Raw genomic sequence first — 22,813 nt, forward strand, 5'->3', positions numbered from 1 at the left:
AGCATGAAGCCACGATATATAGTCATCGACATACTGGGGCGGGTTCCCCGTTCCGGTGCCGGAATCAAGCAGGCAGGGCGCGATCGGAGTCACCCATGAATGCAGAGTTCAGGACGGAATTTGTCAGAGAACCCGGGGCCTTGCGCCAGAACCCGGCGCTGGTCCTGAATGCCGATTACCGCCCCTTGTCCTACTATCCGCTGAGTCTCTGGAGCTGGCAGGAGGCGATCAAGGCGAAATGGCTCGACCGGGTGGACATTGTCGCCGAATACGAGGACGTGGTGCGCAGTCCCAGCACGGTGATCCGAATACCTTCGGTGGTGGTGCTGAAGGACTATGTGAAACCTCAAAAGCGCGTGGCCTTCACGCGCTTTAATTTATTCCTGCGGGACGAATTCCGCTGCCAGTATTGCGGCGGCAAGGGCGATCTGACCTTTGACCATGTGGTGCCGCGCGCCAGTGGCGGGGTGACGAGCTGGCAGAACGTGGTGGCGGCCTGTTCGCCCTGCAACCTGAAGAAAGGGTCCAAGGCGCTGCACCGCACGGGCATGTCCCTGCGCCGTCCGCCGCGCCAGCCCGGCGCCGAGGAGTTGCGCAACATGGGCCGCAAGTTCCCGCCCAACCACCTGCATGAAAGCTGGATGGATTTCCTCTACTGGGATGCGGAACTGGAAGCCTGAGGCGCGGTCGGTCCAGGTCTGAAGCGAACGTTAACGCGCGGACGCGCGGTTCGGGGCGAATCGCGCCGAAGGGCCAGGTTAACAAGGCCGTTCGGGCCGAATCCGGCCTGTGCCGGGCGTGCAGACCGCGTGCATACGCCGTGCATACGCGGATGCGCCGGCGGGCGGGTTAACCGGGCGCGCGGTCCTTCGCGCGGTCAGGTCGCGGTCCGGGCCTTCTGCCATTCCGGCAGCGGAAACAGCCGGTCGTAGGCCCAGTTGAAACCGAACGCGTAGACCACGTAGAACAGCGCGAAGGACACGTCCATCACGAAGGCCTGCCAGAGCGATACGCCCAGATACCAGGCGATGAACGGCATCAGGACGATGAGCAGGCCGGTTTCGAACAGGACGGCATGGATCACCCGCATGCCGCCGGTTTTCAGGGTGGTGCCGGTCCGGCGTTTCAGAACGAGGTCGAAAAGGAAGTTGTAGAGAAGGTTCCACAGCGTCGCGAGCGTGGCGCTGACAAGGCCGACGAGGCCGATTTCATGCATGGGCAGGTGAAACGCCATCGCGCCGAGCGGGGTGATCAGGATCAGGGCGACGATTTCGAAAGCGAGCGCGTGGCGGAGACGGTCGAGGGGGGAGCGCATGGCAACCTCATGACAGGGTGCCGGGCCGTCCCGGCTGTTTGTCCATCTGGGGAGGTCGTCCTCACTCCGCGTGATATGACATCGCCGGGCGGGCAGTTCAAGGGCGTCGCGGAGCGGGGCGAAAGCCGCCGCTCCGGTCGCGGGTTCGGGTCAGCGGTCGCGGCCCAGGATCCTGTCGAGGCTCAGAGGGCCGGGGCCGTAGCAGACCAGGAACAGGAAGAAGAAACAGTAGAGGATCGCCGCGTCGCCGCCGTTGTTGACCGGGAAGAAATCGCGCGGCGCATGGGCAAGGAAATAGGCGAAGGCCATCAGCCCGGAGGACAGGAAGGCCGCCGCGCGGGTCAGGAAGCCGACGGCGATCAGGGCGCCGCAGACGAGTTCGATCAGCCCGGCGATCCAGGACAGGGAAAACATCGCCGGCGCGGATTCGGCCGCCGGGAAGTTCAGCAGTTTCTGGGTGCCGTGGGCCATGAAGATCAGACCCGCCATGATGCGGGTCAGGCTGAGCATGAGGGGGGCAAGCGCGTTGAGTTTCTGTTTCATCTCGTTCTCCGGGTTGCGGGATGCCCGGAGATATGTCCGATTTTTTCGCTCGGGAAAAGACGATATGACCGCTGCACATCGCTTGCGCGCCGTCAGGGCGCGGCGCGCTGGACCATGCCGAAGAGATCGCGCGGGTCGTCCGGGTCGGCCAGCAGGTCGAGCGGGTGGTAGAGCGGGTGGGTTTTCAGCGCATCGCGCACGTAGCGCAGGGCGGAGAAATCCTCGATCGCGAAGCCGACGCTGTCGAACAGGGTGATCTGGCGGTCCGACGTGCGGCCCGGCGCGGTGCCGCTGATGACCTGCCAGAGTTCCGTGACCGGGTGATCCGGGGCCAGTTGCTGGATTTCGCCTTCGATGCGGGTCTGGGGCGGGAATTCGACGAAGATGTCCGACCGGTGCAGGATCGCCGGGGCCAGTTCGGTCTTGCCGGGGCAGTCGCCGCCGATGGCGTTGATATGCACGCCCGCGCCGACCATGTTGTCGGTCAGGATGGTGGCGTATTGCTTGTCCGCCGTGCAGGTGGTGAGGATCTGCGCGCCCTCGATGGCCTCTTCGGGCGTGGCGCAGGGAACCACGGTCAGCCCGTGCCCGGCGAGGTTGGCGGCGCATTTGGCGGTGGCGGCGGGGTCGGTATCGTAGAGGCGCACGGATTTCAGCCCGCAGATCGCCTTCATCGCCAGGGTCTGGAATTCCGACTGCGCGCCGTTGCCGATCATCGCCATGGTGTCGGCCCCTTTCGGGGCGAGGTGTCTGGCGACCATGGCGCTGGTCGCGGCGGTGCGCATCGCGGTCAGGATGGTCATTTCGGTGAGCAGCACCGGGTAGCCCGAGGCGACATCGGCCAAGAGGCCGAAGGCGGTGACGGTCTGCAGCCCCTCGGCGGTGTTCTTGGGGTGGCCGTTGACGTATTTGAAGCCATAGGCCTCGCCATCCGAGGTGGGCATCAGTTCGATCACGCCGACATCGGAATGGCTGGCCACGCGCGGGGTCTTGTCGAACAGCTCCCAGCGGCGGAAATCGGCCTCGATATAGTCGGCCAGCCCGCGCAGCATGTCGTCCATGCCGATCCGGTGGATCAGCTGCATCATGTGATCGACGGAGACGAAGGGCACGAGGGCCTTGTCGGAAGGTTGGGTCATGGTCGCGATCCTGGTCTCGATGTTCATTGCTGCCCCGGCGTCGGTCGGTCGAAGACGCGGCGGCCGAGGGCGGAGGCGGCGAGGTCCACCATCACCTGCGCGGTGCGGCCGCGGTCGTCGAGGAAGGGGTTGAGTTCGACGAGGTCCAGCGAGGTCATCAGCCCGCTGTCGCAGATCATTTCCATCACCAGATGCGCCTCGCGGATGGTGGCGCCGCCGGGAACGGTGGTGCCGACGGCGGGTGCGATCATCGGGTCGAGGAAATCCACGTCGAGGCTGACGTGCAGCATGCCGTTGGCGGCGTCGACCCGGTCGAGGAAACCCGCGAGCGGACGGGCGATGCCGGTTTCGTCGATCTCGCGCATGTCGTGGCGGTGGATGGCGGTGGCCTGAAGGGCCAGCTTTTCGGCGGCATCGACCGAGCGCAGCCCGAGAATGCAGATGTTTTCCTGCGGGATCGGGTTGGCGATCACCGGAAAGCCGCCGAAGCCGCCGCGCCCGGTCACGTAGCCGAGCGGGGTGCCGTGCAGGTTGCCGGATGTGGTGGTTTCGGGCGTGTGGTAGTCGCTGTGCGCATCGAGCCAGAGCACGAATTGCGGCCGGCCCTGCCGGGCGGCGTGGTTGGCGACGCCGGCGACGCTGCCCAGCGACAGGGCGTGATCGCCGCCGAGGAAGATCGGCAGGCCCTGGGTCATCGCCTCTTCGGCGGCGCGGATCAGGCGGAAGGTCCAGCCGATGGTTTCGTTGGGGCGGAACAGCGGCCCGCCGGCGCTGTCGGGCGCGTGGGACGCCGGGGTCAGGTTGCCGCTGTCGCGCACCCTGTGGCCAAGGTCGGTCAGCGCCTCGGTCAGCCCGGCGGTGCGGTAGGCGTCGGGCCCCATCAGGCAGCCGCGGCGGTCCTTGCCGCTGTCCACCGGAGCCCCGATCAGGATGCAGGTCTTGCGGGTCATGTCAGCCTCTGTCTGTGAATGGCCGTCACATACTGTTCGATTTGGGGTAGAGTGAAGGCGGTATTTTGCGCAGAATGACTAAAAACCCGGCGAAACGGAGGAATCTCATGGACAAAACGGATGAACGGCTGATCGCCGCCCTGCGCCATGACGCGCGGGCGTCCCTGTCCGACCTGGCCCTGGGGCTGAACCTGTCGCGCACCACGGTGCGGGCGCGGATCGAGCGGTTGCAGCAGCGGGGCGAGATCCTGGGATTCACCGTGGTGCTGAAGCAGGACACGCTGCGCGACCCGGTGCGCGGGCTGATGATGATCGGCATCGAGGGGCGTGGCACCGACCGGGTGATCCGCCAGCTTCAGGGCCTGCCGGAAGTGCGCGCGGTGCATTCCACCAACGGGCGCTGGGACGTGATCGTGGAGATCGGCACCGAGACGCTGGAAGGGCTGGATGCCGCCCTGAGCAGGATCCGCCGCTTCGACGGGGTGCAGACCAGCGAGACCAGCCTGCTGCTGGCGACGCGCAAGGCGACGTGAGTTCAGCGGGGCGCGCGGGCGGCGGCGAGCCAGATCAGGGCGAGGCCGAGGGAGATCAGCGCGTTCCAGCTTGCCATCGACAGGCTCAGCATTTCCCAGGGGACATCGTCGCAGCGCACCAGCGGCGCGGCCATGATCTGGTCCATCAGTTCCTGCGGCGTCAGGTTGCCGATGGGGCCGGAGGTGCAGGTGGTGGGCCCTTGCCACCAGCCGCGTTCGACGCCGGTGTGATAGACCCCGATGCCCGCCGTGGTCAGCGCCGCCAGCGCGCCGAGCAGGGGCAGGGCGCGGCCCGGCAGGACCAGCGCCACGGCGCCGATGGCGATTGCTGCGGCATGGGGCCAGCGCTGCCAGAGACAGAGCTTGCAGGGCGCCAGCCCGCCCAGGTGCTGGAACCCGAAGGCGCCCAGCAGCAGCGCGAGCGAGCCGCCGGCGGCGATGGCGATGAGCAGGGTCCGGCTCACAGGTAGTTCACCGCGGCGAAGCCGCCGATCAGCAGCAGCACGAAGACCGTGAACACCAGCCCGAGCCGCTGTTCGATGAAGCTGCGCGCGGGGGCGCCGAAGGCCCTGAGCAGCCCGGCCACGGCGAAGAACCGGATCGACCGGGCGAGGATCGAGGTGGCGATGAAGGTGCCCAGCGGCATGCCGGTCCATCCGGACATGATGGTGATGACCTTGTAGGGAAACGGCGTGACCCCGGCGGCGAGGACCGCCCAGAACCCGAAGTCGTTGAACCGGGTGTTGAATTCCGCCATCGCGTCGCCCTTGCCCATGGCGGCGAGGATCGGCTGGCCGATGCCTTCGTAGGCGAAGGCGCCGATGGCGTAGCCGAGCAGGCCGCCCGCGACCGAGGCGGCGAGCGCGACTCCGGCGATCTGCCAGGCGCGGGAGGGCCGCGCGATGATCATCGGGATCATCATCACATCGGGCGGTATCGGGAAGACCGAGCTTTCGACGAAGGCCACCACCGCCAGCCACCCGAGGGCATGCGGGTGTTCGGCGAGCCGCATCGTCCGATCGTAGGTTTTTCTGAGCATGGCCGGGAGGTCTCTGGCGAAGCGTTTGCCTGCCAAAACCATGCGCCGGGGCCAGCGTCAACCGAAACCGGCGTGATTTTTGGCTCTGGACCTCGGCGCATGGCGGCGTTACATCCTTCCCCGAGGCCCAAGTGGCGGAATGGTAGACGCAGGGGATTCAAAATCCCCCGCCTTTGCGGGCGTGCCGGTTCGAGTCCGGCCTTGGGTACCAGCCTCATCCCGAAAAGATCCGGTCGCTTTTTTCCTTTGCATGTCAGTGCGCTGACGGGCATCACTTTGTCTGCCGCCCGCAGCGGGCGGCGCGACAACCGCAGTTGAGAGGGCGCAAGATGGCCGATCCGAATTCCCGCATCGAGAACATGCGCGACATGGCGCCGGCGGAGCGGCTGGCGGCGGTCGTCCGCGCCGCGGGGCTGAGCGACGCGGAGGCGCATACGCTGGGCGGCGTGGATACGCTGCCTGTCGCGCGGGCCGACGGCATGATCGAGAACGTCGTCGGAAAATTCGAGCTGCCGCTGGGAATCGCGACGAATTTCACCGTGAACGGCAAGGACTACCTGATTCCGATGGCGGTGGAGGAACCTTCCGTCGTGGCCGCCGCCTCCTACATGGCGCGGATCGCGCGCGGCTGCGGCGGGTTCCTGACCTCCTCGGACGATCCGGTGATGCGCGCCCAGATCCAGGTGTTGCGCCCGCGTGACCCGCATGGCGCGAAACACCGGCTGCTGGCGGCGCGCGACGAACTGATCGAACGGGCCAATGCGCGCGACACGGTTCTCATCGGCCTCGGCGGCGGCTGCCGGGACATCGAGGTGCATCTGTTCGAGGACACGCCGGCGGGGGCGATGGTGGTGCTGCATCTGCTGGTGGACGTGCGCGACGCGATGGGGGCGAACACGGTCAACACCATGGCCGAAACGCTGGCGCCGCGGGTGGCGGAGATCGCGCGCGGCGAGGTGCGCCTGCGCATCCTGTCCAACCTCGCGGACCTGCGGCTGGTGCGGGCGCGGGTGGAGATCCCGCCCGAGGCGCTGGCCACCGGCAGCCTGCGCGGTGAGGACGTGGTGCAGGGCATGGTGGAGGCCTGCGCGCTGGCGATCGTCGATCCCTACCGCGCGGCGACCCACAACAAGGGCATCATGAACGGAATCGACCCGGTGGTGGTGGCGACCGGCAACGACTGGCGCGCGATCGAGGCGGGGGCGCATGCCTATGCGGCGCGGAACGGGCGATACACCAGCCTGACGCGCTGGGAGCAATCGGCGGCGGGGGCGCTGGTCGGCACGCTGGAAATGCCGATGGCGCTGGGTCTCGTGGGCGGGGCGACGAAGACCCACCCGGCGGCGCAGGCCGCGATCCGGCTGCTGAGGGTCGGATCGGCGCGGGAACTGGCCGAGGTGACGGCGGCGGTCGGGCTGGCGCAGAACATGGCGGCGCTGCGGGCGCTGGCGACCGAGGGCATCCAGAAGGGGCACATGACCCTGCACGCCCGCAACATCGCCATCCTCGCGGGGGCCGAGGGGGACGAGATCGACCGGGTGGCAAAGGCGATCGCCGCCGCCGGGGAGGTCGGTGTCGAACGCGCGGCGGCCGAACTCGCGGCCCTGCGCGGCAAGCCCTAGACGGGACACGCGGTCCGGTAGGGATCAGGCGCCGCCGGGTTTATTGGCGCGGTCGGCCCGCCATTGCGCCCAGTCCTCGGGCGTGTCGAGATCCCGGCGGGCGCGGGTGCCGGGCAGCGGCACCAGCCTGATCCGTCCGCGCGCCGCGGCCATGACCTCGCCGCCGCCGCTGTCCCCGGTCAGTTGCGCGAACCGGTCGAACAGGGCGGCGGAAAAGATCACCGGATGGCCGGGTTTCCCGTCTTCGGTCGCGCCGCGGATGACCGGGTATTCCGGTTTCCTGTCATGGGCTTGCAGGACGGTCTTCAGGTCGTTTTCCGTCAGGTCCGGCAGGTCCGCCAGCAGCAGCATCGCGGCGGCGGCGCCGTCGGGCAGCGCGGTGAAGGCCCGGCGCAGGGAGGCGTTCATGCCCTCGGCGGCATCCGGCACCGGCAGCGGCGTGACCCCGGCGCCCCGCAGGGCGTCGCGGCGGGGATGGGGACCGTCGGGCAGGGCCACGATCACCGGGCCGGTGGTGACGGCGCGGGCGAGATCGGCCTGACGCCGGATCAGCGGCTTGCCCTCGACCATCTGTATCAGCTTGTCTAGGCCGCGCATGCGCGTGGACTGGCCCGCCGCCAGGATGATGATCGGCATGTCGGTGACGGGTCCGGTCATCCGCGCATCCGCCTGCCGTCGGCATCGAACAGGGGGGCTGTGATCAGCTTCGCCGGGCGCATCTGGCCGAGGATCTCGATCTTCACCTCCAGCCCGTCCGCGATGCGTTCGGTGGGCAGAAAACCGAAGGCGATGGATTTGCCCGCATGGTGGGAATAGCCGCCCGAGGTGCAGAACCCGGCCACGTTTCCGTCGAGCCAGATCGGTTCATAGCCGTGCACATCCGCGTCTCCGGCCTGAACCTCGAAGGCCGCGAGCCGGCGGGCGGGGGGCGTGGCGCGCTCCGCCTCTGCGGTTTCGCGGCCGATGAAGGGCGTGGATTTGCCGAAGGCGATGAACCGGTCGAGCCCGGTTTCGGCCGCCGTGTAGTCGGGGGAGAATTCGGACATCCATGAGCCGAAGAACCGGTCGAGCCTCAGCGACATCATCGCGCGCATCCCGAAGGGCTGCATGCCGTGATCCTGCCCGGCGGCCCAGAGCGTGGACCAGAGCTGCCGCTGGGCGGTGGGATCGCAGTAGATTTCATAGCCGAGATCGCCGGTATAGCTGAGCCGCTGCACGATGCAGTCGCTCATGCCCACGGTCATGCGCCGCACGTCCATGAAGCACATGTCCGAGACATCGCTGCGGGTGGAGGCCGCCAGAACCTCGCGCGCCTTTGGGCCGGCGATCTGAAAGCCTGTGCGGGTATCGCTGATATTCTCGATGGTTACGTCGTCTTTTTCATGTTGCAGGAACCAGCGCATGTGAAACGCCTGCGCGCCGTAGGAGGCGGTGAGCTGGAATTCGGTTTCGGCGAGACAGGAGATGGTGAAATCCCCGATCAGCCGCCCGCTGGCTGACAGCATCGGGGTCAGGCTGACCCGTCCCGGCACGGGCACGCGGCCCGCCATGATCCGGTCGAGCCAGCCGCGCGCGCCCGGTCCGGCGACGCGATACTTGCCGAAATTCTGCAATTCGTTGATGCCCACACCGTTCCGCACCGCGCGCACCTCGCGGCCCGTTGCGGCAAAGGCGTCGGAGCGCCGGAAGGAGGGGGTTTCGCAGGCGGGTTCGCCTTCTTGCGCGAAGTAGTTCACCACTTCCAGCCCGTATTGCTGCCCCCAGACCGCGCCGAGACGCGTGAAGATGTCATACATCGGCGTGGTTCGGTTGGGCCGCGCGGCAGGCAGTTCCTCGTTCGGGTAGGAGACCGAAAACCGTTTCTGGTAGTTCTCGATCACCTTGGGCAGGGTGTAGCCGGGGCTGATCCAGTTGCCGAACCGGGCCACGTCCATCGCCATCACGTCGCGTTCCGGTTCGCCCTCGATCATCCATTGCGCAAGGGTCAGCCCGACGCCGCCGCCCTGGCTGAACCCGGCCATCACGCCGCAGGCCGACCAGTAGCCCCGCAGCCCCGGCACCGGGCCGACCAGCGGGTTGCCGTCGGGCGCGAAGGTGAAGGGGCCGTGGATCACCGACTTGACCCCGGCGCGTTCCAGAACCGGAAAGCGTTTATACGCGAAATCAATGCTTTCGCCGATTTTGTCAAAGTCATCCGGCAGCAGTTCATGGCCGAAGCTCCAGGGTGTGCCATCGACCGCCCAGGGGCGGCAGGTCTGTTCGTAGAACCCGATGCAGAGGCCGCGGCCTTCCTGCCGCAGGTAGCTTTCGCCCGCCGGGTCCATCACATGCGGGTGTTCCGCGTCGCGTTCGTAGATTTCCGCAATGTCGTCGGTGACGATATACTGATGCTCCATCGGGTGCAGCGGAAAATAGACGCCCGCCATCGCCCCCACCTCGCGCGCCCAGAGACCTCCCGCGTTGACCACGTGTTCGGTATGCACCGTGCCCTTGTCTGTCACCACATCCCAGGTGCCGTCGGGGCGCGGGTTGGTTTCGCGCACCATGCAGTGGGTTTCGATCGTCGCCCCGCCCATGCGGGCCGCCTTGGCGTAGGCATGGGTGGTGCCCGAGGGGTCCAGATGTCCGTCGAGCGGGTCGTAAAGCGCGCCGATGATGCCGTCCAGATTGGTGATCGGCGCGATCCTGGCGATCTCCTCCGGCCCGACAATCTCGGTTTCCAGCCCCATGAAGCGGTGCTTGGCGCGTTCGGCCAGCAGCATGTCGAACCGGTCGCGGTTGTCCGCCAGCGTGATGCCGCCCACGTGGTGCAGCCCGCAGGACATGCCGGTGATGTCCTCCAGTTCCTTGTAGAGCCTTATCGTGTAGCCCTGAAGCGCGGCCATGTTGGTGTCGCCATTGAGCGTGTGAAACCCGCCCGCCGCGTGCCAGGTCGATCCGGAGGTCAGTTCGGAGCGTTCGATCAGCATCACGTCGGACCAGCCGAGCTTCGTCAGGTGATACAGGACGGAACAGCCGACAACGCCGCCGCCGATCACCGCGACACGGGTGGTGGTTTTCATGGAAGCCTCCGATATGATCCTCCTTAGTTCTTCGGGAGTCGGAACCTGGCTCGCTAGTCGGTTGGCGACAGGATGAGTCGCAAACAGCAAAGGGGCAGGCGGATGCTGACGACGATCTTTCACCGGGCGATCCTGTTCCTGCGGCAGCTTTACGTGCGGGTGCTGCTGATTGCCGCGCTCAGCTTGGTGTCGGTGGCGCTGGCCAAGTTGCTGGCCCCGGTGATCCCGCCGGGCCTGGCCCAGGCGATCGGCGCGGATGCGGTCGATCCGATTCTCACGACGCTGGCGAATTCGATGCTGGCGGTGACGATCTTTTCCCTGACGATGATGGTGTCCGCCCATCAGGCCGCCGCCAGCCAGTGGAGCCCGCGCACCCATGTGATCCTGACCGACGACATGACCACCCAGTCGGTGCTGGCGACCTTCGTCGGCGCCTATCTCTTTTCGCTCTGCGCGCTGATCCTGCGCCGGACGGATTTCTTCGGCGAACGCGAAAGCGTGGCGCTGTTCCTGATGACCATCCTGGTGGTGGCGATGATCGTCGTGGCGATCATCCGCTGGATCGCGCATCTCGAAGACCTGGGCAGCCTCTCCCATACGGCGGACGCGGTGCAGAGCCGCGCGGAAACCGCCGTCGCCTCGGTCGGGCGTCATCCCTGTTATGGTGCGCGGGCGCTGGAGGACGATCCTGCGCGGGTGACCGATGGCTCTGCGCGGGTGATCGGCGCGCCCTGCGCCGGCTATGTGCAGCAGATCTTCGCGGACATGCTGCAAAGCACCGCCGAGGCGGCGGACGCCAGGGTCTATGTCACGGTTTCCACCGGGCAATACGTGGCGGAGGGCGCACCGCTCGCCCATGTCGCGGGGGGCGGAAAGGACATCGTCACGAAGCTTCGGGACGCGTTCGCGATCGCGAACGCGCGTTCCTTCGTGCAGGATCCGCGGTTCGGCGTCTCGGTGATGGCCGAGATCGCGAGCCGGGCGCTTTCGCCGGGCATCAACGACCCGGTCACGGCGGTCGATATCGCCAACCGGCTGGCAACGGTCCTGATGCTGGCCGACCCCGGCCGGGAGACGGAAGACGGGAAACCGGATCTGGACCGGGTGTGGATGCCGCGGTTCCGCTATGACGGGCTGTTCCTGGACAGTTACGATCGCATCGCGCGGGATGCCGGAGCCAATGCCGAGGTGCAGATCGCGGTGCAGCTGGGGCTGGCCAGCGTGATCCGGGAGTCGGGGCCGGAACTGGCCGAGGCCGCGCGCGCATGCGGCGCGCGCACGCTGGCGCGCGCCCGCGCGGCGATGAAGGATGACCCGGACCTGCCGCGGCTGAACGCGGCCGCGTCCGTCTGACCGGACGGTCCGCCGGGGCCGAAACGCGCGAAACCGGCGTGCCGCGCGTATCGGCCCGTCAACGGGCGCGCGGGCCAGCCCGGCGGAAACCCGGCGCATTTGCATTCCCGCGACGGGTTATGTCGGGAAAGGGCAATCCCCGCCTGGCCGGGCGCGGCAAGCTGCTGTCCAGCGCAAGACAGATTGAGGACCATATCCATGCGGACCCATGCCCAGGCCGTCGTGATCGGCGGCGGTGTCATCGGATGCTCGATCCTTTACCACCTGACCAAGCTCGGCTGGTCCGACGTGGTGCTGCTGGAACGCGACGAGCTGACCAGCGGCAGCACCTGGCATGCGGCGGCCAATATTCACGGGCTGCACGACAGCACCAACATCAGCCGCATCCAGCATTACACGATGAGCCTTTACAAGAGTCTCGAGGCCGAAACCGGGCAAAGCTGCGGCGTGTTCCAGCCCGGAAGCCTCTACCTCGCCCAGACCGAGGCGCGGGAACACCAGCTGCGTCTTCAGGCGGCCAAGGCGAAGCTCTACGGCATGAATTTTCACGAGATCACCCGCGACGAGGCCGAGCGCCTGCATCCGCTGGTCGATTTCGACGGCATCCGCTGCATCATGTGGGAGCCCGATGGCGGCAATGTCGACCCGAGCGGCGTGACCAATGCCTATGCGGCGGGGGCGCGGCAGAACGGGGCCGAGATCCACCGGTTCTGCCCGGTCACGGCGACCGCGCCGCAGCCCGACGGCAGCTGGATCGTGAAGACGCCCAAGGGTGACATCGCGACGGAATGGGTGGTCAACGCCGCCGGGCTCTGGGGGCGCGAGGTGGCGGCGAAGGCGGGGCTGACCCTGCCTTTGCAGCCGACCGAGCACCAGTATTTCGTCACCGAGACCATCGCCGGGATCGCCGCGCTCGACCGCCGCCTGCCGTCCGTGGCGGACCGGGACGGGGAATATTACCTGCGCCAGGAAGGCAAGGGCCTGCTGGTCGGCGCTTACGAGCGCGACATGCGGTTCTGGGCCGAGGACGGCACGCCGCCGGGGTTCGGGCATGAGCTTTTCGCCGACGATCTGGAACGGATCGAGGCCAACATGATGCGCGCCATCGCGCGGGTGCCGGTGGTCGGCGAGGCGGGGATCAAGCGGGTGATCAACGGGCCGATGATCTGGTCGCCGGATTCCAACGTCCTGTTCGGCCCGGCGCCGGAGCTCGACAATTATTTCTGCTGCAACGGCATCATTCCCGGCTTCTCGCAATCCGGCGGCATGGGCCTGCTGGCGGCGGACTGGATCGTCACCGGGGAAACCCGTTACGACATGTTCGCCTGGGACATGGCGCGGTTCGGCGACTGGGCGGACAAGGCGTTCACGAAGGCCCGTGTCGGCGATCAGTATGCGCACCGTTTCGCCATCCATTTCCCGAACGAGGAGCGCGCCGCGGGGCGCCCGGTGCGCACCCGGCCCGTTTATGACATGCAGAAGGAGATAGGCGCGGTCATGGGGCTGAATTTCGGCTGGGAGCACCCGCTGTGGTTCGCTGGTGCGCCCGGTGCGCGGGACAGCAACGGGTTCACCCGGCAGAACTGGTGGGGGCCGGTGGGCGATGAATGCCGGATGCTGCGCGCGCGCGCGGGCATCATCGACATCAGCAACTTCGCCAAGTACGAATGCAGGGGGCCGGGGGCGGAGGACTGGCTGAACGCGGTCTTCGCCAACCGGATGCCGACGCGGGCGGGCCGGTCGTGCCTGACGCCGCTGATCGGCAAGCGTGGCGGCATCGCCGGGGATTTCACCGTGACGCGGCTGGCGGAGGACGAATTCTGGATCATCGGGTCGGGGATGGCGGAACGCTATCACAAGCGGTTTTTCAGGCAGGTGCCGCTGCCGGATGGCACGACGTTCCAGAGCCGGACCGAGGCGGTCTGCGGCTTCAACGTCGCCGGACCGGAGAGCCGCGCGTTGCTGGTGCGGCTCACCAACGCGTCGCTGGCGACCGAAGACTTTCCCTTCATGCGCAGCCGGCGGATCGAGATCGCGGGGGTGGATTGCCTTGCGCTGCGGGTGTCCTTCACCGGCGACCTGGGATGGGAGCTGCACTGCGCCGCCGCCGACCAGTTGACGCTTTACAAGGCGCTGATCGAGGCCGGCAAGGCCCTTGGCGCGGGTCCCGTCGGCAGCCGCGCGCTGATGAGCCTGCGGATCGAAAAGGGCTATGGGTCCTGGTCGCGGGAATATTCGCCGGAATACTACCCGCAAGAGGTCGGTCTGGACCGGCTCTGCAGGATGGACAAGGATTTCCTGAACAGCTCCGCCGCCGCGGAAACGCTGGCCAAGCCGGCCCGCGAGACCCTTGTGGTGCTGGCGCTGGACAAGGCCGACACCGATTCGTCCAACGCCGACGCGACCGGAGGCGAACCGATCTTCCGGAACGGGCGGGGGATCGGGCGCGTGACCTCGGGCGCCTATGGCTACAGCGTCGGTCAGAGCCTGGCGCTGGGGTTCGTCCGGGAGGCGGTTCCGGGCGACCGGGTGGAGGTGATGGTGCTGGGCCGGCCGCATGGGGCGGTGATCCTGGCGCAGCCGCTGTTCGATGCGGCAGGGGAGCGCCTGCGCGCCTGACCTGTGCGGTTCGCCGCATCCCGTTGCGGTGCGGCCGAAAACGAAACGGCCGCTTCTTTCGAAGCGGCCGTTCCATGTGATTGCTGCCGGACCGTATCAGCCGCGGCGCTTGCGGGCCCGCAATGCGCCGAGACCGCCCAGAGCCGTCAGCATCAGGACCGCGCCGGCCGGCAGCGGCACCGGGGCCGGGCTGCTGAATGTGGTGCGCCCGACGGTTTCGAGGTTGTCGATGCCCCAGCCGATGTTGCGGTTGCCGCCGGGTGTGATCCCGGTGATCTGCACTTCGTCGACCGAGCCGAAGAACGACACCCGGATGACGCCGGCGTCTTGCAGCGCACCGGTCAGATCGCGCGAGGTGATCGTCTGGGTGAACTGCGAACTGCCGAGAAAGCGGAAATCGAAGGTGAACTGCTCTTCCTGAGCGTCGCCGACGATGCTGTCGTTGCCGCCGTCGATATCGACGATGTCGAATGCGATATTGTCCAGGCCGACCGCGAACTTCATGTTCATGTCGGTGTTGCCGAGGAAATCGCCGGTCAGGAAGACGTTTCCGAAACTTGCCGGTCCGGATGCGGAGGATCCGGGGGTGTCATTGGGAACGAATGCACTTGTCGGTCCACCGGTGCCGACCAGCTGCATGGTCTCGGTGGACGTGAACGTGACCCCGCCGTTCACATAGGAATTGCCCACCGCGATCAGGGTCGGATCAGGATTGAGGGGGTGTTCATTTTCGAAATCGACCACTGCGGCCATCGCGCCCGTTGCGCCAAGCGCGAAGAGACCCGCGAGTATTCCAGATTTAAACATTGTCACTCTCCATAGGATTACAGACGACTCCAATGGGTCGCCTACTGGTCCGAGAATCCATGGATTTGCGCTCCGGGTCAACTGCAATGTTAAAATATTGTTAACCGTGGTGCGTTTTGCGGCGGCGGCGCGGCATTTTCGGGCACGAAAGGCCCGTTTTCACAGGGGTCTGATCTTCAGCCCGGTGATCCGGTTGCCGTCGCGCGCGATGACTTCGAACCGGAAACCGTGGAAGGAAAACACCTGTCCGATCACCGGAATCATCTGGGCTTCGTGAATGACCAGCCCGGCGATGGTGTTGGCCTCGTCGTCGGGCAGGTTCCAGTCGGTGGCCCGGTTCAGGTCGCGGATCGTGATCGCCCCGTCGACGAAATACTGGCCGTCCTCGCCGCGTTTGATCGGGTGTTCGGCGTCCGGGTCGAATTCGTCGGTGATCTCGCCGACGATCTCTTCGAGGATGTCTTCGAGCGTGATCAGCCCCTGAAGGCTGCCGTATTCGTCCACCACCAGCGCGAAATGGGTGCGCATGCGCAGGAACTGGCGCATCTGGTCGTCCAGAGTGGTGGTTTCCGGCACGAAATAGGGCGGCATGGCCACATCCGCGATGTTGAACCGTTTCAGCGACCGGGCGCCGCCGTCGCCGCCCGAGATCTGCTTGTACATGGCCCGCAGCAGATCCTTGGCATGGACGACGCCGATGATGTTCTCGGGTTCATCGCGAAACACCGGCAGGCGCGTGTGCGGGCTGTTCAGGCACTGTTGCAGAATGTTTTCGGGGGCATTGCCGGCGTCGACCATTTCGATGCCGGACCTGTGCAGCATGATTTCCTCGACTGTCCGGTCGCCCAGATCCAGCGCGCCCAGGATGCGGTCGCGGTCCTCCTTCTGGACCACGCCTTCGGAATGGCCCAGTTGCAGGGCGCCGACGATTTCCTCGCGCACGGCGAGGATGTGGCTGTCCGGGTCGACCTTGACGCCGAACACCCGCAGAACGCCGCGCACCAGGAACCGCACGGCGGTCACGACCGGCGCGAAGATGGCCACCACGACGCCGATGACGGGGGCCACGGCGGCGGCGGCCTTTTCCGAATTGATGATGGCATAGGTCTTGGGCAGCACCTCGGCGAAGACCAGGACCAGGACGGTCATCACCAGCGTCGCGACCGCCACCCCGGTTTCGCCGAAGGCGCGGGTGAAGAGCGCCGTCGCCAGCGAGGTGGCGAGGATGTTCACCATGTTGTTGCCAAGCAGCACCGAGCCGATCAGGCGTTCGTTGTCTTCGGTGATTTCCAGCGCCCTGGCCGCGCCGCGGGAGCCGCGGTCCGCCTGCGTGCGCAGCTTGCCGCGGGAGGCCGCGGTCAGAGCGGTTTCGGAGCCGGAAAAAAACGCCGACAAGACCAGGAGCAGCAGGATGGCGCCGCCGGTGATCCAGAATGCCGCGTCCAGCGCGGTCGAACTCGTGTCCATCGGAAATTCGAATGTCCCTTGTGATCGCCCCGGTTATGGGCATCCGTGGACGCGCAATCAAGGGGGCGTCGCGTCAGCCGCCGCCGTCCTGTCCGGGTTTCGCCGCCCGCGCCAGCGGGTGGTGTTCCAGAACCAGGTCGCTCAGCCGTTCGTCCAGCACATGGGTGTAGATCTCGGTGGTGGCGACATCCGCGTGGCCCAGCAGCGTCTGGATCGAGCGCAGGTCGGCGCCGTTGGCCAGCAGATGCGTGGCGAAGGCGTGCCGCAGCGTATGGGGCGTGACCTTGGCGGGGGAGACGCCGCCGCTCGCGGCCAGTTCCTTGATGAGCAGGTAGAAGCGATGCCGGGTCAGGTGTCCGGACTTGCCGCGGGACGGGAACAGGAAACGCGAGGCGCGCCCGCCCCGAGCCAGGGTTTCGGTTTCTGCCGCGTCGCGCGCCGCCAGCCAGTCCGCCAGCGCCGCCCGCGCGGGGGGCGACAGGGGCACCATGCGTTCCTTGCCGCCCTTGCCCAGGATCAGCAGCATCCGCGGGTCGCCACGCGCGGCCGCGACCGGAAGCGACACCAGTTCGCTGACCCGCATGCCGGTGGCGTAGAGCAGTTCCATCAGGCAGGTGTTGCGCAGTTTGTCGGCGGGGCTGCGCCCCGCCGTGCGCGCAGCCGCCAGCAGCCGGTCCACCTCGGGCACGTCCAGCGTCCTGGGCAGGCGCTTGTCGCGTCCCGGCCCGCGGATCTGGATCGCCGGGTTGTCCGCCCGCCAGTCTTCCTCGAAGGCGAAGCGGTAAAGCTGCCTGATCGCCGACAGGCGGCGCGCGCGGGTGGCGCGGGACAGGCCCTGGCCATCGCAGTAGATCAGGTAGGATTCGATGTGATCGCGGGTGGCCCCGGCAAAGCCGGTCCGCTTGCGTTCCAGCCAGGCGGCCACGTCCTTCAGGTCGCGCCCATAGGCCAGGAGCGTGTTGGTCGCGGCCCCCAGTTCGGCGGCCTGCGCTTCGAGGAAGGTGGCGATCCACTGGGCCTGTGTCGCCGGTGCGCTCATGCGCGGCGTTCGCCCAGCAGCATCAGTTGCAGCGCCGCCCGCCGCGCCGTGTCCTCGAGCCCGGCGGCGCGCAGGGTCGCGAGCGCCCGGCCGAGATCGGAGGGGTTGCCCTTTGCGCCATTCCCGAAATCACCGATGGCCCGCAACAGCGTTTCGCCCATCCGCTGCGTTGGCACGGAGGGCGCGGTTTCCGCCGCGAACCCGTCGGCGATCGCCTCTGCGGTGGCGTTGGGGGCGGGTGCCGCGGCCGGGTCTCCCTGCGCGAGCGCGTTCAGGAACGCCTGCATTTCATCGCCCGTGGCCGGGGGAAGGGCGACGGTCGCGTAATCCGGCGACAGGAGCTGGATGCGCCAGGCCAGCAGGCGTGCCGCCGGATCGGTCAGCGGCACCGCGCGCAGGCGCTCCGCGAAGAGGCCGGCGAAGGGCACCTCCAGATGCGTTTCGCGCATCGCGGCCCAGACCGCCGGCAGGGTCTTGGCGACGGCATCGGCGCTGCCGGAATCCAGCGCCGTGTCGAACCGCTGGACCGCGGCGACCCGGTCCCAGATTCCGCCCGAGGCGGAGGGGGTCCGGTCGGTGTAGAGCCCGAGCAGCCGGTTGGGGGCCAGCGCCCCGATGCGGGTCAGGCGTTCGGCGGCTTCGAGCTGGGCCTTCCAGCCCGCCAGGTCGCGCAGGTCGGCGGTGGCGAAGGCGCGGGGCAGGGACGCGGTGGGCAGGCTTTCCCCGATGGTTTCGTGCAGGCGGAAGGTCAGCGGGTCGGGATCGGCGGGGGCCGGCAGGGGAGGCGCGCCCTCGAACACGTCCGGGCTGAGAAACCGGTCCAGCAGGTCGAGCTGGTCGGCGGGCAGCAGGTCCAGCGCATGGGCGGCTTCCAGCGTCAGCGCCGCCGTTTGCCAGTCGCCCCGCCGGGCGCTGCAGAAGATGCGCGCGCGATAATCCGGCGCCAGATGCGCCATGCCGTCGAGCAGCGCGCAGGCGGTGTCTTCGGACCCGGTCAGCAGCGTGGCGTCGAACCAGCGGCGGAACAGATCCGCGGATGCGGCGGGCGACGCGGTTTCGGCAAGCGCCTGGGCCGGATCGGTGGCGCCCAGATCCATGAGGCGGTCGATCCGGGCCAGCAGGAAGCGGGATTTGCCGCCATCGGCGCCGGGAGGCGACGCTTCGGTCAGAAGCAGCGTATAGAGAAGTTTCTGCATCGCCGGGCTGTCCTGCACCGGCGCGTCCCGGATCAGCCGCGTCAGCGTGTCCGTGTCGCTGCCTTCCCAGAGGTTCGTCGGCAAGCCGGTGACATCCGCGGGCACGAGCCCGATCGCCTGCCGCGCCGACGGCAGGGGGATCACGTCGACCTCGGGTTGCAGGGCGGTCCGGCTGACCGGCGGTTCCAGAAGGATGCCGCCGTCCACGGCGGGGGGGTGTTTGCCCAGCCATTCGATGACCGACAGGGGTTCCCGCGCGCCGGCCGGTTCCGCGCCGGACACCGACGGCGCCGCCAGCAGCGCCGCCGTCAGCACGAAAGGGGCCGCGCTATTTCGCATCAAGCGTGACCGGCAGCCGGATTTCGCTTTGCGGCGCCGAGAAATCGATCCCGAACCACGGTCCGAGATACGCATAGCCGATCACCGCGATGCCTGCCAAACATACCAGATAGATGACGAATTTGATCAGTCTGCCCATTTTGCCCTCGCTGCCTGACGGTCGTTTTGCGTAAGTTATATATGGCCTTTTGTCCAAGATCACGTCATTCAGGGAAGAATGAGCGAAATTGAGCACAGCATCACGAAAACGCGGCATCGACGCCCGTCCGGCAGGCTGAAAAAGACCGTCGTGATGGTCGGGATGATGGGGGCCGGCAAGACCGCCGTGGGCCGCGCCCTCGCGCAGCGGCTTGGCGTGCCGTTCCTGGACAGCGACGCCGAGATCGAAGCCGCCGCGAACATGACCGTGCAGGAGATCTTCGCCCGCGACGGCGAACCGTTCTTCCGCCAGAAGGAATCGCAGGTCATCGGCCGGCTGCTGCGGGAAAAATGCGGGATCCTGTCCACCGGGGGCGGCGCGTTCCTCGCCGAGGCGAATCGCCGGATGATTTCCGAACGCGGGGTGTCGGTCTGGCTGAACGCGGATCTCGGTGTGCTCTGGAGCCGGGTCAAGCACAAGGATACGCGGCCCTTGCTGCGCACCGCCGATCCGCGCGCGACGCTGGGGGAAATCTACGAGGCCCGCGTTCCGGTCTATGCCCAGGCGGACCTGTCGGTCCTGTCCGAGGGCCGGGTGTCGATCGAAGACATGGTGGATCGGGTCGTCAGCGCGCTGGCGACCCGCCCGGATGTTCTGGAGCCGGAATGACGATGCAGGAAACCGTTCGTGTGGCGCTGGGGGCGCGGTCCTACGACGTGGTGATCGGCCCGGATCTGCTGCCCGAAGCGGGGGCGCGGATCGCACCGTTTCTGCGCCGCAAGCGCGTTGCCGTCGTGACGGACGAAACCGTGGCCGGGCTGCATCTGGACAGGTTGCGGGCCGGGCTGTCGGCGGCCGGGGTCGAGATGACCGCGCTTGCGCTGCCGCCGGGCGAGGCGACCAAGGGCTGGCCGCAGTTCGCCCGCACGGTGGAATGGCTGCTGGATCAGAAGGTCGAACGCGGCGACATCGTCATCGCCTTTGGCGGCGGGGTGATCGGCGACTTGGTCGGCTTTGCCGCCGCCGTTCTGCGCCGGGGCGTGGGCTTCGTGCAGATTCCGACCTCGCTGCTGGCGCAGGTGGACAGTTCGGTGGGCGGCAAGACCGGGATCAACGCGCCGCAGGGCAAGAACCTGATCGGGGCGTTTCACCAGCCGGTGCATGTGCTGGCGGACACGGCGATTCTGGGCACGCTGAGCGCGCGGGATTTCCTGGCCGGCTACGGCGAGGTGGTCAAATACGGCCTGCTCGGGGACGCGGCGTTCTTCGAATGGCTGGAGGCGCAGGGCCCGGCCCTGGCGGCGGGCGATATGGCGGCGCGGGTGGCGGCGGTCACGCGGTCGGTGCAGATGAAGGCCGATATCGTGGCGCGGGACGAAACCGAACTGGGCGATAGGGCGCTCCTGAACCTGGGCCATACCTTCTGTCATGCGCTGGAGACGGCGACCGGTTATGGCGACCGGCTTCTGCATGGCGAGGGCGTCGCCATCGGCTGCGCGCTGGCTTTTGAAACCTCGGCCCGCTTGGGCCTGTGCAGCCAGGAAAGCCCGAGCCGCGTCCGGGCGCATCTGCGGGCGATGGGCATGAAGACCGACCTGTCCGACATCGACGGGGACCTGCCCGATGCGGACGGGCTGCTGGCGCTGATGGGACAGGACAAGAAAGTCGTCGACGGACAGCTGCGGTTCATCCTGGCGCGGGATATCGGCGATGCCTTCGTGGCGGAGGATGTGCCGCTGAACGTGGTGCGGGATGTGTTGCGGGACGCCCTGACCTCCTGACGACGGCGGGAGCGACCTGTCCCGCGCGGCTCGGGCCGGGGCGGGGTCCGCGCCGCAGGATCGAGCCGGGCGCGGACAGCGTTTCATGTCCCTAGAACGGGATCTCGTCGTCCATGTCGCGCGACGACTGCGCGCTTTTCCCACCGCCGCCGCCATAGCGGTCGTCCTGCGGGCCGCTGTCGTAACCGCCGTATCCGCCGCCCTGATCGCCGCCGTAGCCACCGCCACCGCCGCCTTCGCCGCGCCCGTCCAGCATCGTCAGTGTGCTGCCAAATCCCTGCAGCACGACTTCCGTCGAATAACGGTCCTGCCCGCTCTGGTCTTGCCATTTGCGGGTCTGAAGCTGCCCTTCGAGATAGACCTTGGAGCCTTTCTTCAGATACTGTTCCGCCACGCGCACCAGACCCTCGTTGAAGATCGCCACCGAGTGCCACTCGGTCTTCTCGCGGCGCTCGCCGGTGTTGCGGTCCTTCCAGGTCTCGCTGGTGGCGATGCGCAGGTTGCACACCTTGCCGCCGTTCTGGAAGGTGCGCACTTCCGGGTCGCGCCCCAGGTTTCCGATGAGAATGACTTTGTTGACTGAGCCGGCCATGACGATTTCCGTTCCTGTATGTTCTGGTCCTTGTCCGAATCCGAACGATCCGGTTCGGGCAAGACTATACGTCCGCCGTCACGGTTGAAACACGGTTAAAACTTTCCCGCAATGCAAACTCTGGTCAAAGGGGCGATTCCGGGTATATTGCCGCCCGAGGCAATGGAAAGAAGGCTGGGATCTTATGCGCAGGATGGCGTTGGGAGCGATCATGGCGGGACTGTGTCTTGGGACCGCCGCGGCGGCGGACATGTTCTCCACCAAGAGCCAGCGCAATCTCTTCCTGTCCCAGACCCGCGTCCTGGACGGGCGCGCCGCGACCCAGTATTCCAATTCCGCGCGCCTGAAGCCGCCGACCATCCACACCCCGTCGAAATTCGGCAGCCCCGCCTATTCCGGCAAATACAAGGGCCAGTTCCTGAGCATGGCCCGCGAAGCCGCCCGCAAGCACAACGTGCCCGAAGAACTCTTTGCGCGCCTGGTGCAGCAGGAGAGCGGCTGGAACCCGCATGCCCGGTCGCACAAGGGCGCGATCGGTCTGGCGCAGCTGATGCCGGACACCGCGCGCGCGCTGGGCGTCAATCCGGCCGATCCCTATGAGAATCTCGAAGGCGGGGCGCGTTACCTCGCCCGCCAGTTCAGGGAGTTCGGGTCGTGGCGGCTGGCGCTGGCGGCCTATAACGCCGGCCCCGAAGCGGTCAAGAAACACGGCGGCGTGCCGCCCTACAAGGAAACCCGCAACTACGTCCGGGTGATCTGGGGCAGTTGACGCCGCTGGCGCTTCGGGCGCCATTCTTTTCAAGAACCGGCCGCATTTGCGACGTTTTTGCCGGTCAGCATCTCTTCGGGTCCAACCAGCCGGAGATCAGGATTTGACCGCGACGACATTTCAGGAACGCCTGGCGCGCATCGAAAGCCGGCGGCCACCGATACCGGAATTCACTCCGGTCCGTTTTGCCGGGTCCCGGCGGGCGGCGCTTGGGCGCGGCTTGCGGGGCCGCCGCCGTACCGGGCGGAACCTGGCTTGGATGGGCGTCGGAGCGGTTGCCGGACTCCTGATGGCGGTTCTGCTGCATGGCGCGACGCTGCCCGGATCGCCCTGGGGGCCGGGCAGCGGCCACGACGAGATCGTCGGTCTGGTCGGCCTGGGCGGCGTGTTGGCGGCGCTTCCGACGGTGCTCCTGTCGGTCTATATGCGTGTCGCGAAACCGGCCTTCTTCTTCTTTTCCGTGGCCTATGCCGTGGCCGTGATCGGGGCCGTTCTGGTGTGACCACTTG

The 22,813-nt window shown here is 67.3% G+C and carries 23 protein-coding genes and 1 tRNA gene; 10 read left to right on the plus strand and 14 right to left on the minus strand.

Going from position 1 to position 22,813, the window contains the following annotated elements; translation table 11 throughout:
• The first annotated feature begins 95 nt into the window (after positions 1-95).
• Positions 96-680, plus strand: a complete 585-nt coding sequence (locus QO034_RS05205) for an HNH endonuclease (RefSeq protein WP_284484445.1) — start codon at positions 96-98, stop codon at positions 678-680.
• Positions 681-877: 197 nt separating this feature from the next.
• On the opposite strand, the gene QO034_RS05210 is transcribed toward QO034_RS05205, so the two are convergent.
• From QO034_RS05210 to rocF, 4 genes are all read right to left on the minus strand, one after another.
• On the minus strand, positions 878-1,315 hold the full coding sequence (locus QO034_RS05210) for a PACE efflux transporter (protein ID WP_284484446.1): 438 nt from the start codon (positions 1,313-1,315) through the stop codon (positions 878-880).
• A gap of 150 nt (positions 1,316-1,465) precedes the next feature.
• Positions 1,466-1,858 (minus strand): DoxX family protein, encoded by a 393-nt coding sequence (locus tag QO034_RS05215; protein ID WP_284484447.1) that lies wholly within the window; start codon positions 1,856-1,858, stop codon positions 1,466-1,468.
• A gap of 92 nt (positions 1,859-1,950) precedes the next feature.
• Positions 1,951-2,997, minus strand: a complete 1,047-nt coding sequence (locus QO034_RS05220) for an ornithine cyclodeaminase (protein ID WP_284484448.1) — start codon at positions 2,995-2,997, stop codon at positions 1,951-1,953.
• A 23-nt stretch (positions 2,998-3,020) separates the two neighbouring features.
• Positions 3,021-3,947, minus strand: a complete 927-nt coding sequence (rocF, locus tag QO034_RS05225) for an arginase (RefSeq protein WP_284484449.1) — start codon at positions 3,945-3,947, stop codon at positions 3,021-3,023.
• A gap of 107 nt (positions 3,948-4,054) precedes the next feature.
• Between rocF and QO034_RS05230 the strand changes: the two genes are divergently transcribed.
• Entirely contained in the window at positions 4,055-4,480 is a 426-nt protein-coding gene (locus QO034_RS05230) for an Lrp/AsnC family transcriptional regulator (RefSeq protein WP_284484450.1), read from the plus strand.
• Between the two features lie 2 nt (positions 4,481-4,482).
• On the opposite strand, the gene QO034_RS05235 is transcribed toward QO034_RS05230, so the two are convergent.
• Together QO034_RS05235 and QO034_RS05240 are read right to left on the minus strand one after the other, a co-directional pair.
• Positions 4,483-4,944 (minus strand): disulfide bond formation protein B, encoded by a 462-nt coding sequence (locus tag QO034_RS05235; protein WP_284484451.1) that lies wholly within the window; start codon positions 4,942-4,944, stop codon positions 4,483-4,485.
• On the minus strand, positions 4,941-5,519 hold the full coding sequence (locus QO034_RS05240) for a YqaA family protein (RefSeq protein ID WP_284484452.1): 579 nt from the start codon (positions 5,517-5,519) through the stop codon (positions 4,941-4,943). Before QO034_RS05240 ends, QO034_RS05235 begins: the two co-directional genes overlap by 4 nt.
• Positions 5,520-5,644: 125 nt before the next feature.
• Between QO034_RS05240 and QO034_RS05245 the strand changes: the two genes are divergently transcribed.
• Both QO034_RS05245 and QO034_RS05250 read left to right on the plus strand, forming a co-directional pair.
• Positions 5,645-5,730 (plus strand) — tRNA-Leu (locus tag QO034_RS05245).
• A 103-nt stretch (positions 5,731-5,833) separates the two neighbouring features.
• Positions 5,834-7,141, plus strand: a complete 1,308-nt coding sequence (locus QO034_RS05250; protein WP_284484453.1) for a hydroxymethylglutaryl-CoA reductase, degradative — start codon at positions 5,834-5,836, stop codon at positions 7,139-7,141.
• 24 nt (positions 7,142-7,165) lie between these two features.
• On the opposite strand, the gene QO034_RS05255 is transcribed toward QO034_RS05250, so the two are convergent.
• Both QO034_RS05255 and QO034_RS05260 read right to left on the minus strand, forming a co-directional pair.
• Positions 7,166-7,798 carry a nucleotidyltransferase family protein gene (locus QO034_RS05255; protein WP_284484454.1) on the minus strand — a complete coding sequence of 211 codons (633 nt, stop codon included), beginning with the start codon at positions 7,796-7,798 and terminating at the stop codon, positions 7,166-7,168.
• Positions 7,795-10,203, minus strand: a complete 2,409-nt coding sequence (locus QO034_RS05260) for a GcvT family protein (RefSeq protein ID WP_284484455.1) — start codon at positions 10,201-10,203, stop codon at positions 7,795-7,797. The genes QO034_RS05255 and QO034_RS05260 overlap by 4 nt, the downstream gene beginning before the upstream one ends.
• 102 nt (positions 10,204-10,305) lie before the next feature.
• On the opposite strand from QO034_RS05260, the gene QO034_RS05265 reads away from it, so the two are divergent.
• Both QO034_RS05265 and QO034_RS05270 read left to right on the plus strand, forming a co-directional pair.
• Positions 10,306-11,556, plus strand: a complete 1,251-nt coding sequence (locus QO034_RS05265; protein WP_284484456.1) for a DUF2254 domain-containing protein — start codon at positions 10,306-10,308, stop codon at positions 11,554-11,556.
• 198 nt (positions 11,557-11,754) lie between these two features.
• Positions 11,755-14,175, plus strand: a complete 2,421-nt coding sequence (locus QO034_RS05270) for a GcvT family protein (RefSeq protein WP_284484457.1) — start codon at positions 11,755-11,757, stop codon at positions 14,173-14,175.
• 96 nt (positions 14,176-14,271) lie between these two features.
• Here the strand turns inward: QO034_RS05270 and QO034_RS05275 are convergent, their stop codons facing one another.
• The 5 genes from QO034_RS05275 to QO034_RS05295 all read right to left on the minus strand — a co-directional run bounded on the left by QO034_RS05275 (position 14,272) and on the right by QO034_RS05295 (position 19,162).
• Positions 14,272-14,982, minus strand: coding sequence for a VPLPA-CTERM sorting domain-containing protein (locus tag QO034_RS05275; RefSeq protein ID WP_284484458.1), 711 nt, complete (start codon positions 14,980-14,982; stop codon positions 14,272-14,274).
• 159 nt (positions 14,983-15,141) lie between these two features.
• Entirely contained in the window at positions 15,142-16,449 is a 1,308-nt protein-coding gene (locus tag QO034_RS05280) for an HlyC/CorC family transporter (protein ID WP_284484459.1), read from the minus strand.
• Positions 16,450-16,522: 73 nt separating this feature from the next.
• Positions 16,523-17,488 (minus strand): tyrosine recombinase, encoded by a 966-nt coding sequence (locus QO034_RS05285; RefSeq protein ID WP_284484460.1) that lies wholly within the window; start codon positions 17,486-17,488, stop codon positions 16,523-16,525.
• On the minus strand, positions 17,485-19,023 hold the full coding sequence (locus QO034_RS05290) for a hypothetical protein (protein WP_284484461.1): 1,539 nt from the start codon (positions 19,021-19,023) through the stop codon (positions 17,485-17,487). The genes QO034_RS05285 and QO034_RS05290 overlap by 4 nt, the downstream gene beginning before the upstream one ends.
• The gene (locus tag QO034_RS05295) at positions 19,013-19,162 is read right to left on the minus strand and encodes a hypothetical protein (protein ID WP_284484462.1); all 150 of its coding nucleotides are present in this window, start codon (positions 19,160-19,162) and stop codon (positions 19,013-19,015) included. The genes QO034_RS05290 and QO034_RS05295 overlap by 11 nt, the downstream gene beginning before the upstream one ends.
• Before the next feature lie 78 nt (positions 19,163-19,240).
• Between QO034_RS05295 and QO034_RS05300 the strand changes: the two genes are divergently transcribed.
• Together QO034_RS05300 and aroB are read left to right on the plus strand one after the other, a co-directional pair.
• Positions 19,241-19,831 (plus strand): shikimate kinase, encoded by a 591-nt coding sequence (locus tag QO034_RS05300; protein ID WP_284484463.1) that lies wholly within the window; start codon positions 19,241-19,243, stop codon positions 19,829-19,831.
• A gap of 2 nt (positions 19,832-19,833) precedes the next feature.
• Positions 19,834-20,943, plus strand: coding sequence for a 3-dehydroquinate synthase (aroB, locus tag QO034_RS05305; RefSeq protein WP_284484496.1), 1,110 nt, complete (start codon positions 19,834-19,836; stop codon positions 20,941-20,943).
• Between the two features lie 91 nt (positions 20,944-21,034).
• Here aroB and QO034_RS05310 read toward each other — a convergent pair whose 3' ends face one another.
• Entirely contained in the window at positions 21,035-21,535 is a 501-nt protein-coding gene (locus tag QO034_RS05310) for a single-stranded DNA-binding protein (RefSeq protein WP_284484464.1), read from the minus strand.
• A gap of 184 nt (positions 21,536-21,719) precedes the next feature.
• Between QO034_RS05310 and QO034_RS05315 the strand changes: the two genes are divergently transcribed.
• Both QO034_RS05315 and QO034_RS05320 read left to right on the plus strand, forming a co-directional pair.
• The gene (locus tag QO034_RS05315) at positions 21,720-22,304 is read left to right on the plus strand and encodes a lytic transglycosylase domain-containing protein (protein WP_284484465.1); all 585 of its coding nucleotides are present in this window, start codon (positions 21,720-21,722) and stop codon (positions 22,302-22,304) included.
• A 103-nt stretch (positions 22,305-22,407) separates the two neighbouring features.
• Positions 22,408-22,806 carry a hypothetical protein gene (locus tag QO034_RS05320; RefSeq protein ID WP_284484466.1) on the plus strand — a complete coding sequence of 133 codons (399 nt, stop codon included), beginning with the start codon at positions 22,408-22,410 and terminating at the stop codon, positions 22,804-22,806.
• Positions 22,807-22,813: the final 7 nt, after the last annotated feature.

The organism is Sedimentitalea xiamensis (genome assembly GCF_030164465.1).
Lineage (GTDB): Bacteria > Pseudomonadota > Alphaproteobacteria > Rhodobacterales > Rhodobacteraceae > Sedimentitalea > Sedimentitalea xiamensis.

Coding starts and splice junctions, on each gene's coding strand:
- QO034_RS05205 (WP_284484445.1), top strand. CDS start 96: ATGAATGCAGAGTTCAGGACGGAATTTGTCAGAGAACCCGGGGCCTTG.
- QO034_RS05210 (WP_284484446.1), bottom strand. CDS start 1,315: ATGCGCTCCCCCCTCGACCGTCTCCGCCACGCGCTCGCTTTCGAAATC.
- QO034_RS05215 (WP_284484447.1), bottom strand. CDS start 1,858: ATGAAACAGAAACTCAACGCGCTTGCCCCCCTCATGCTCAGCCTGACC.
- QO034_RS05220 (WP_284484448.1), bottom strand. CDS start 2,997: ATGACCCAACCTTCCGACAAGGCCCTCGTGCCCTTCGTCTCCGTCGAT.
- rocF (WP_284484449.1), bottom strand. CDS start 3,947: ATGACCCGCAAGACCTGCATCCTGATCGGGGCTCCGGTGGACAGCGGC.
- QO034_RS05230 (WP_284484450.1), top strand. CDS start 4,055: ATGGACAAAACGGATGAACGGCTGATCGCCGCCCTGCGCCATGACGCG.
- QO034_RS05240 (WP_284484452.1), bottom strand. CDS start 5,519: ATGCTCAGAAAAACCTACGATCGGACGATGCGGCTCGCCGAACACCCG.
- QO034_RS05255 (WP_284484454.1), bottom strand. CDS start 7,798: ATGACCGGACCCGTCACCGACATGCCGATCATCATCCTGGCGGCGGGC.
- QO034_RS05260 (WP_284484455.1), bottom strand. CDS start 10,203: ATGAAAACCACCACCCGTGTCGCGGTGATCGGCGGCGGCGTTGTCGGC.
- QO034_RS05265 (WP_284484456.1), top strand. CDS start 10,306: ATGCTGACGACGATCTTTCACCGGGCGATCCTGTTCCTGCGGCAGCTT.
- QO034_RS05270 (WP_284484457.1), top strand. CDS start 11,755: ATGCGGACCCATGCCCAGGCCGTCGTGATCGGCGGCGGTGTCATCGGA.
- QO034_RS05275 (WP_284484458.1), bottom strand. CDS start 14,982: ATGTTTAAATCTGGAATACTCGCGGGTCTCTTCGCGCTTGGCGCAACG.
- QO034_RS05280 (WP_284484459.1), bottom strand. CDS start 16,449: ATGGACACGAGTTCGACCGCGCTGGACGCGGCATTCTGGATCACCGGC.
- QO034_RS05285 (WP_284484460.1), bottom strand. CDS start 17,488: ATGAGCGCACCGGCGACACAGGCCCAGTGGATCGCCACCTTCCTCGAA.
- QO034_RS05290 (WP_284484461.1), bottom strand. CDS start 19,023: ATGCGAAATAGCGCGGCCCCTTTCGTGCTGACGGCGGCGCTGCTGGCG.
- QO034_RS05295 (WP_284484462.1), bottom strand. CDS start 19,162: ATGGGCAGACTGATCAAATTCGTCATCTATCTGGTATGTTTGGCAGGC.
- QO034_RS05300 (WP_284484463.1), top strand. CDS start 19,241: ATGAGCGAAATTGAGCACAGCATCACGAAAACGCGGCATCGACGCCCG.
- aroB (WP_284484496.1), top strand. CDS start 19,834: ATGCAGGAAACCGTTCGTGTGGCGCTGGGGGCGCGGTCCTACGACGTG.
- QO034_RS05310 (WP_284484464.1), bottom strand. CDS start 21,535: ATGGCCGGCTCAGTCAACAAAGTCATTCTCATCGGAAACCTGGGGCGC.
- QO034_RS05315 (WP_284484465.1), top strand. CDS start 21,720: ATGCGCAGGATGGCGTTGGGAGCGATCATGGCGGGACTGTGTCTTGGG.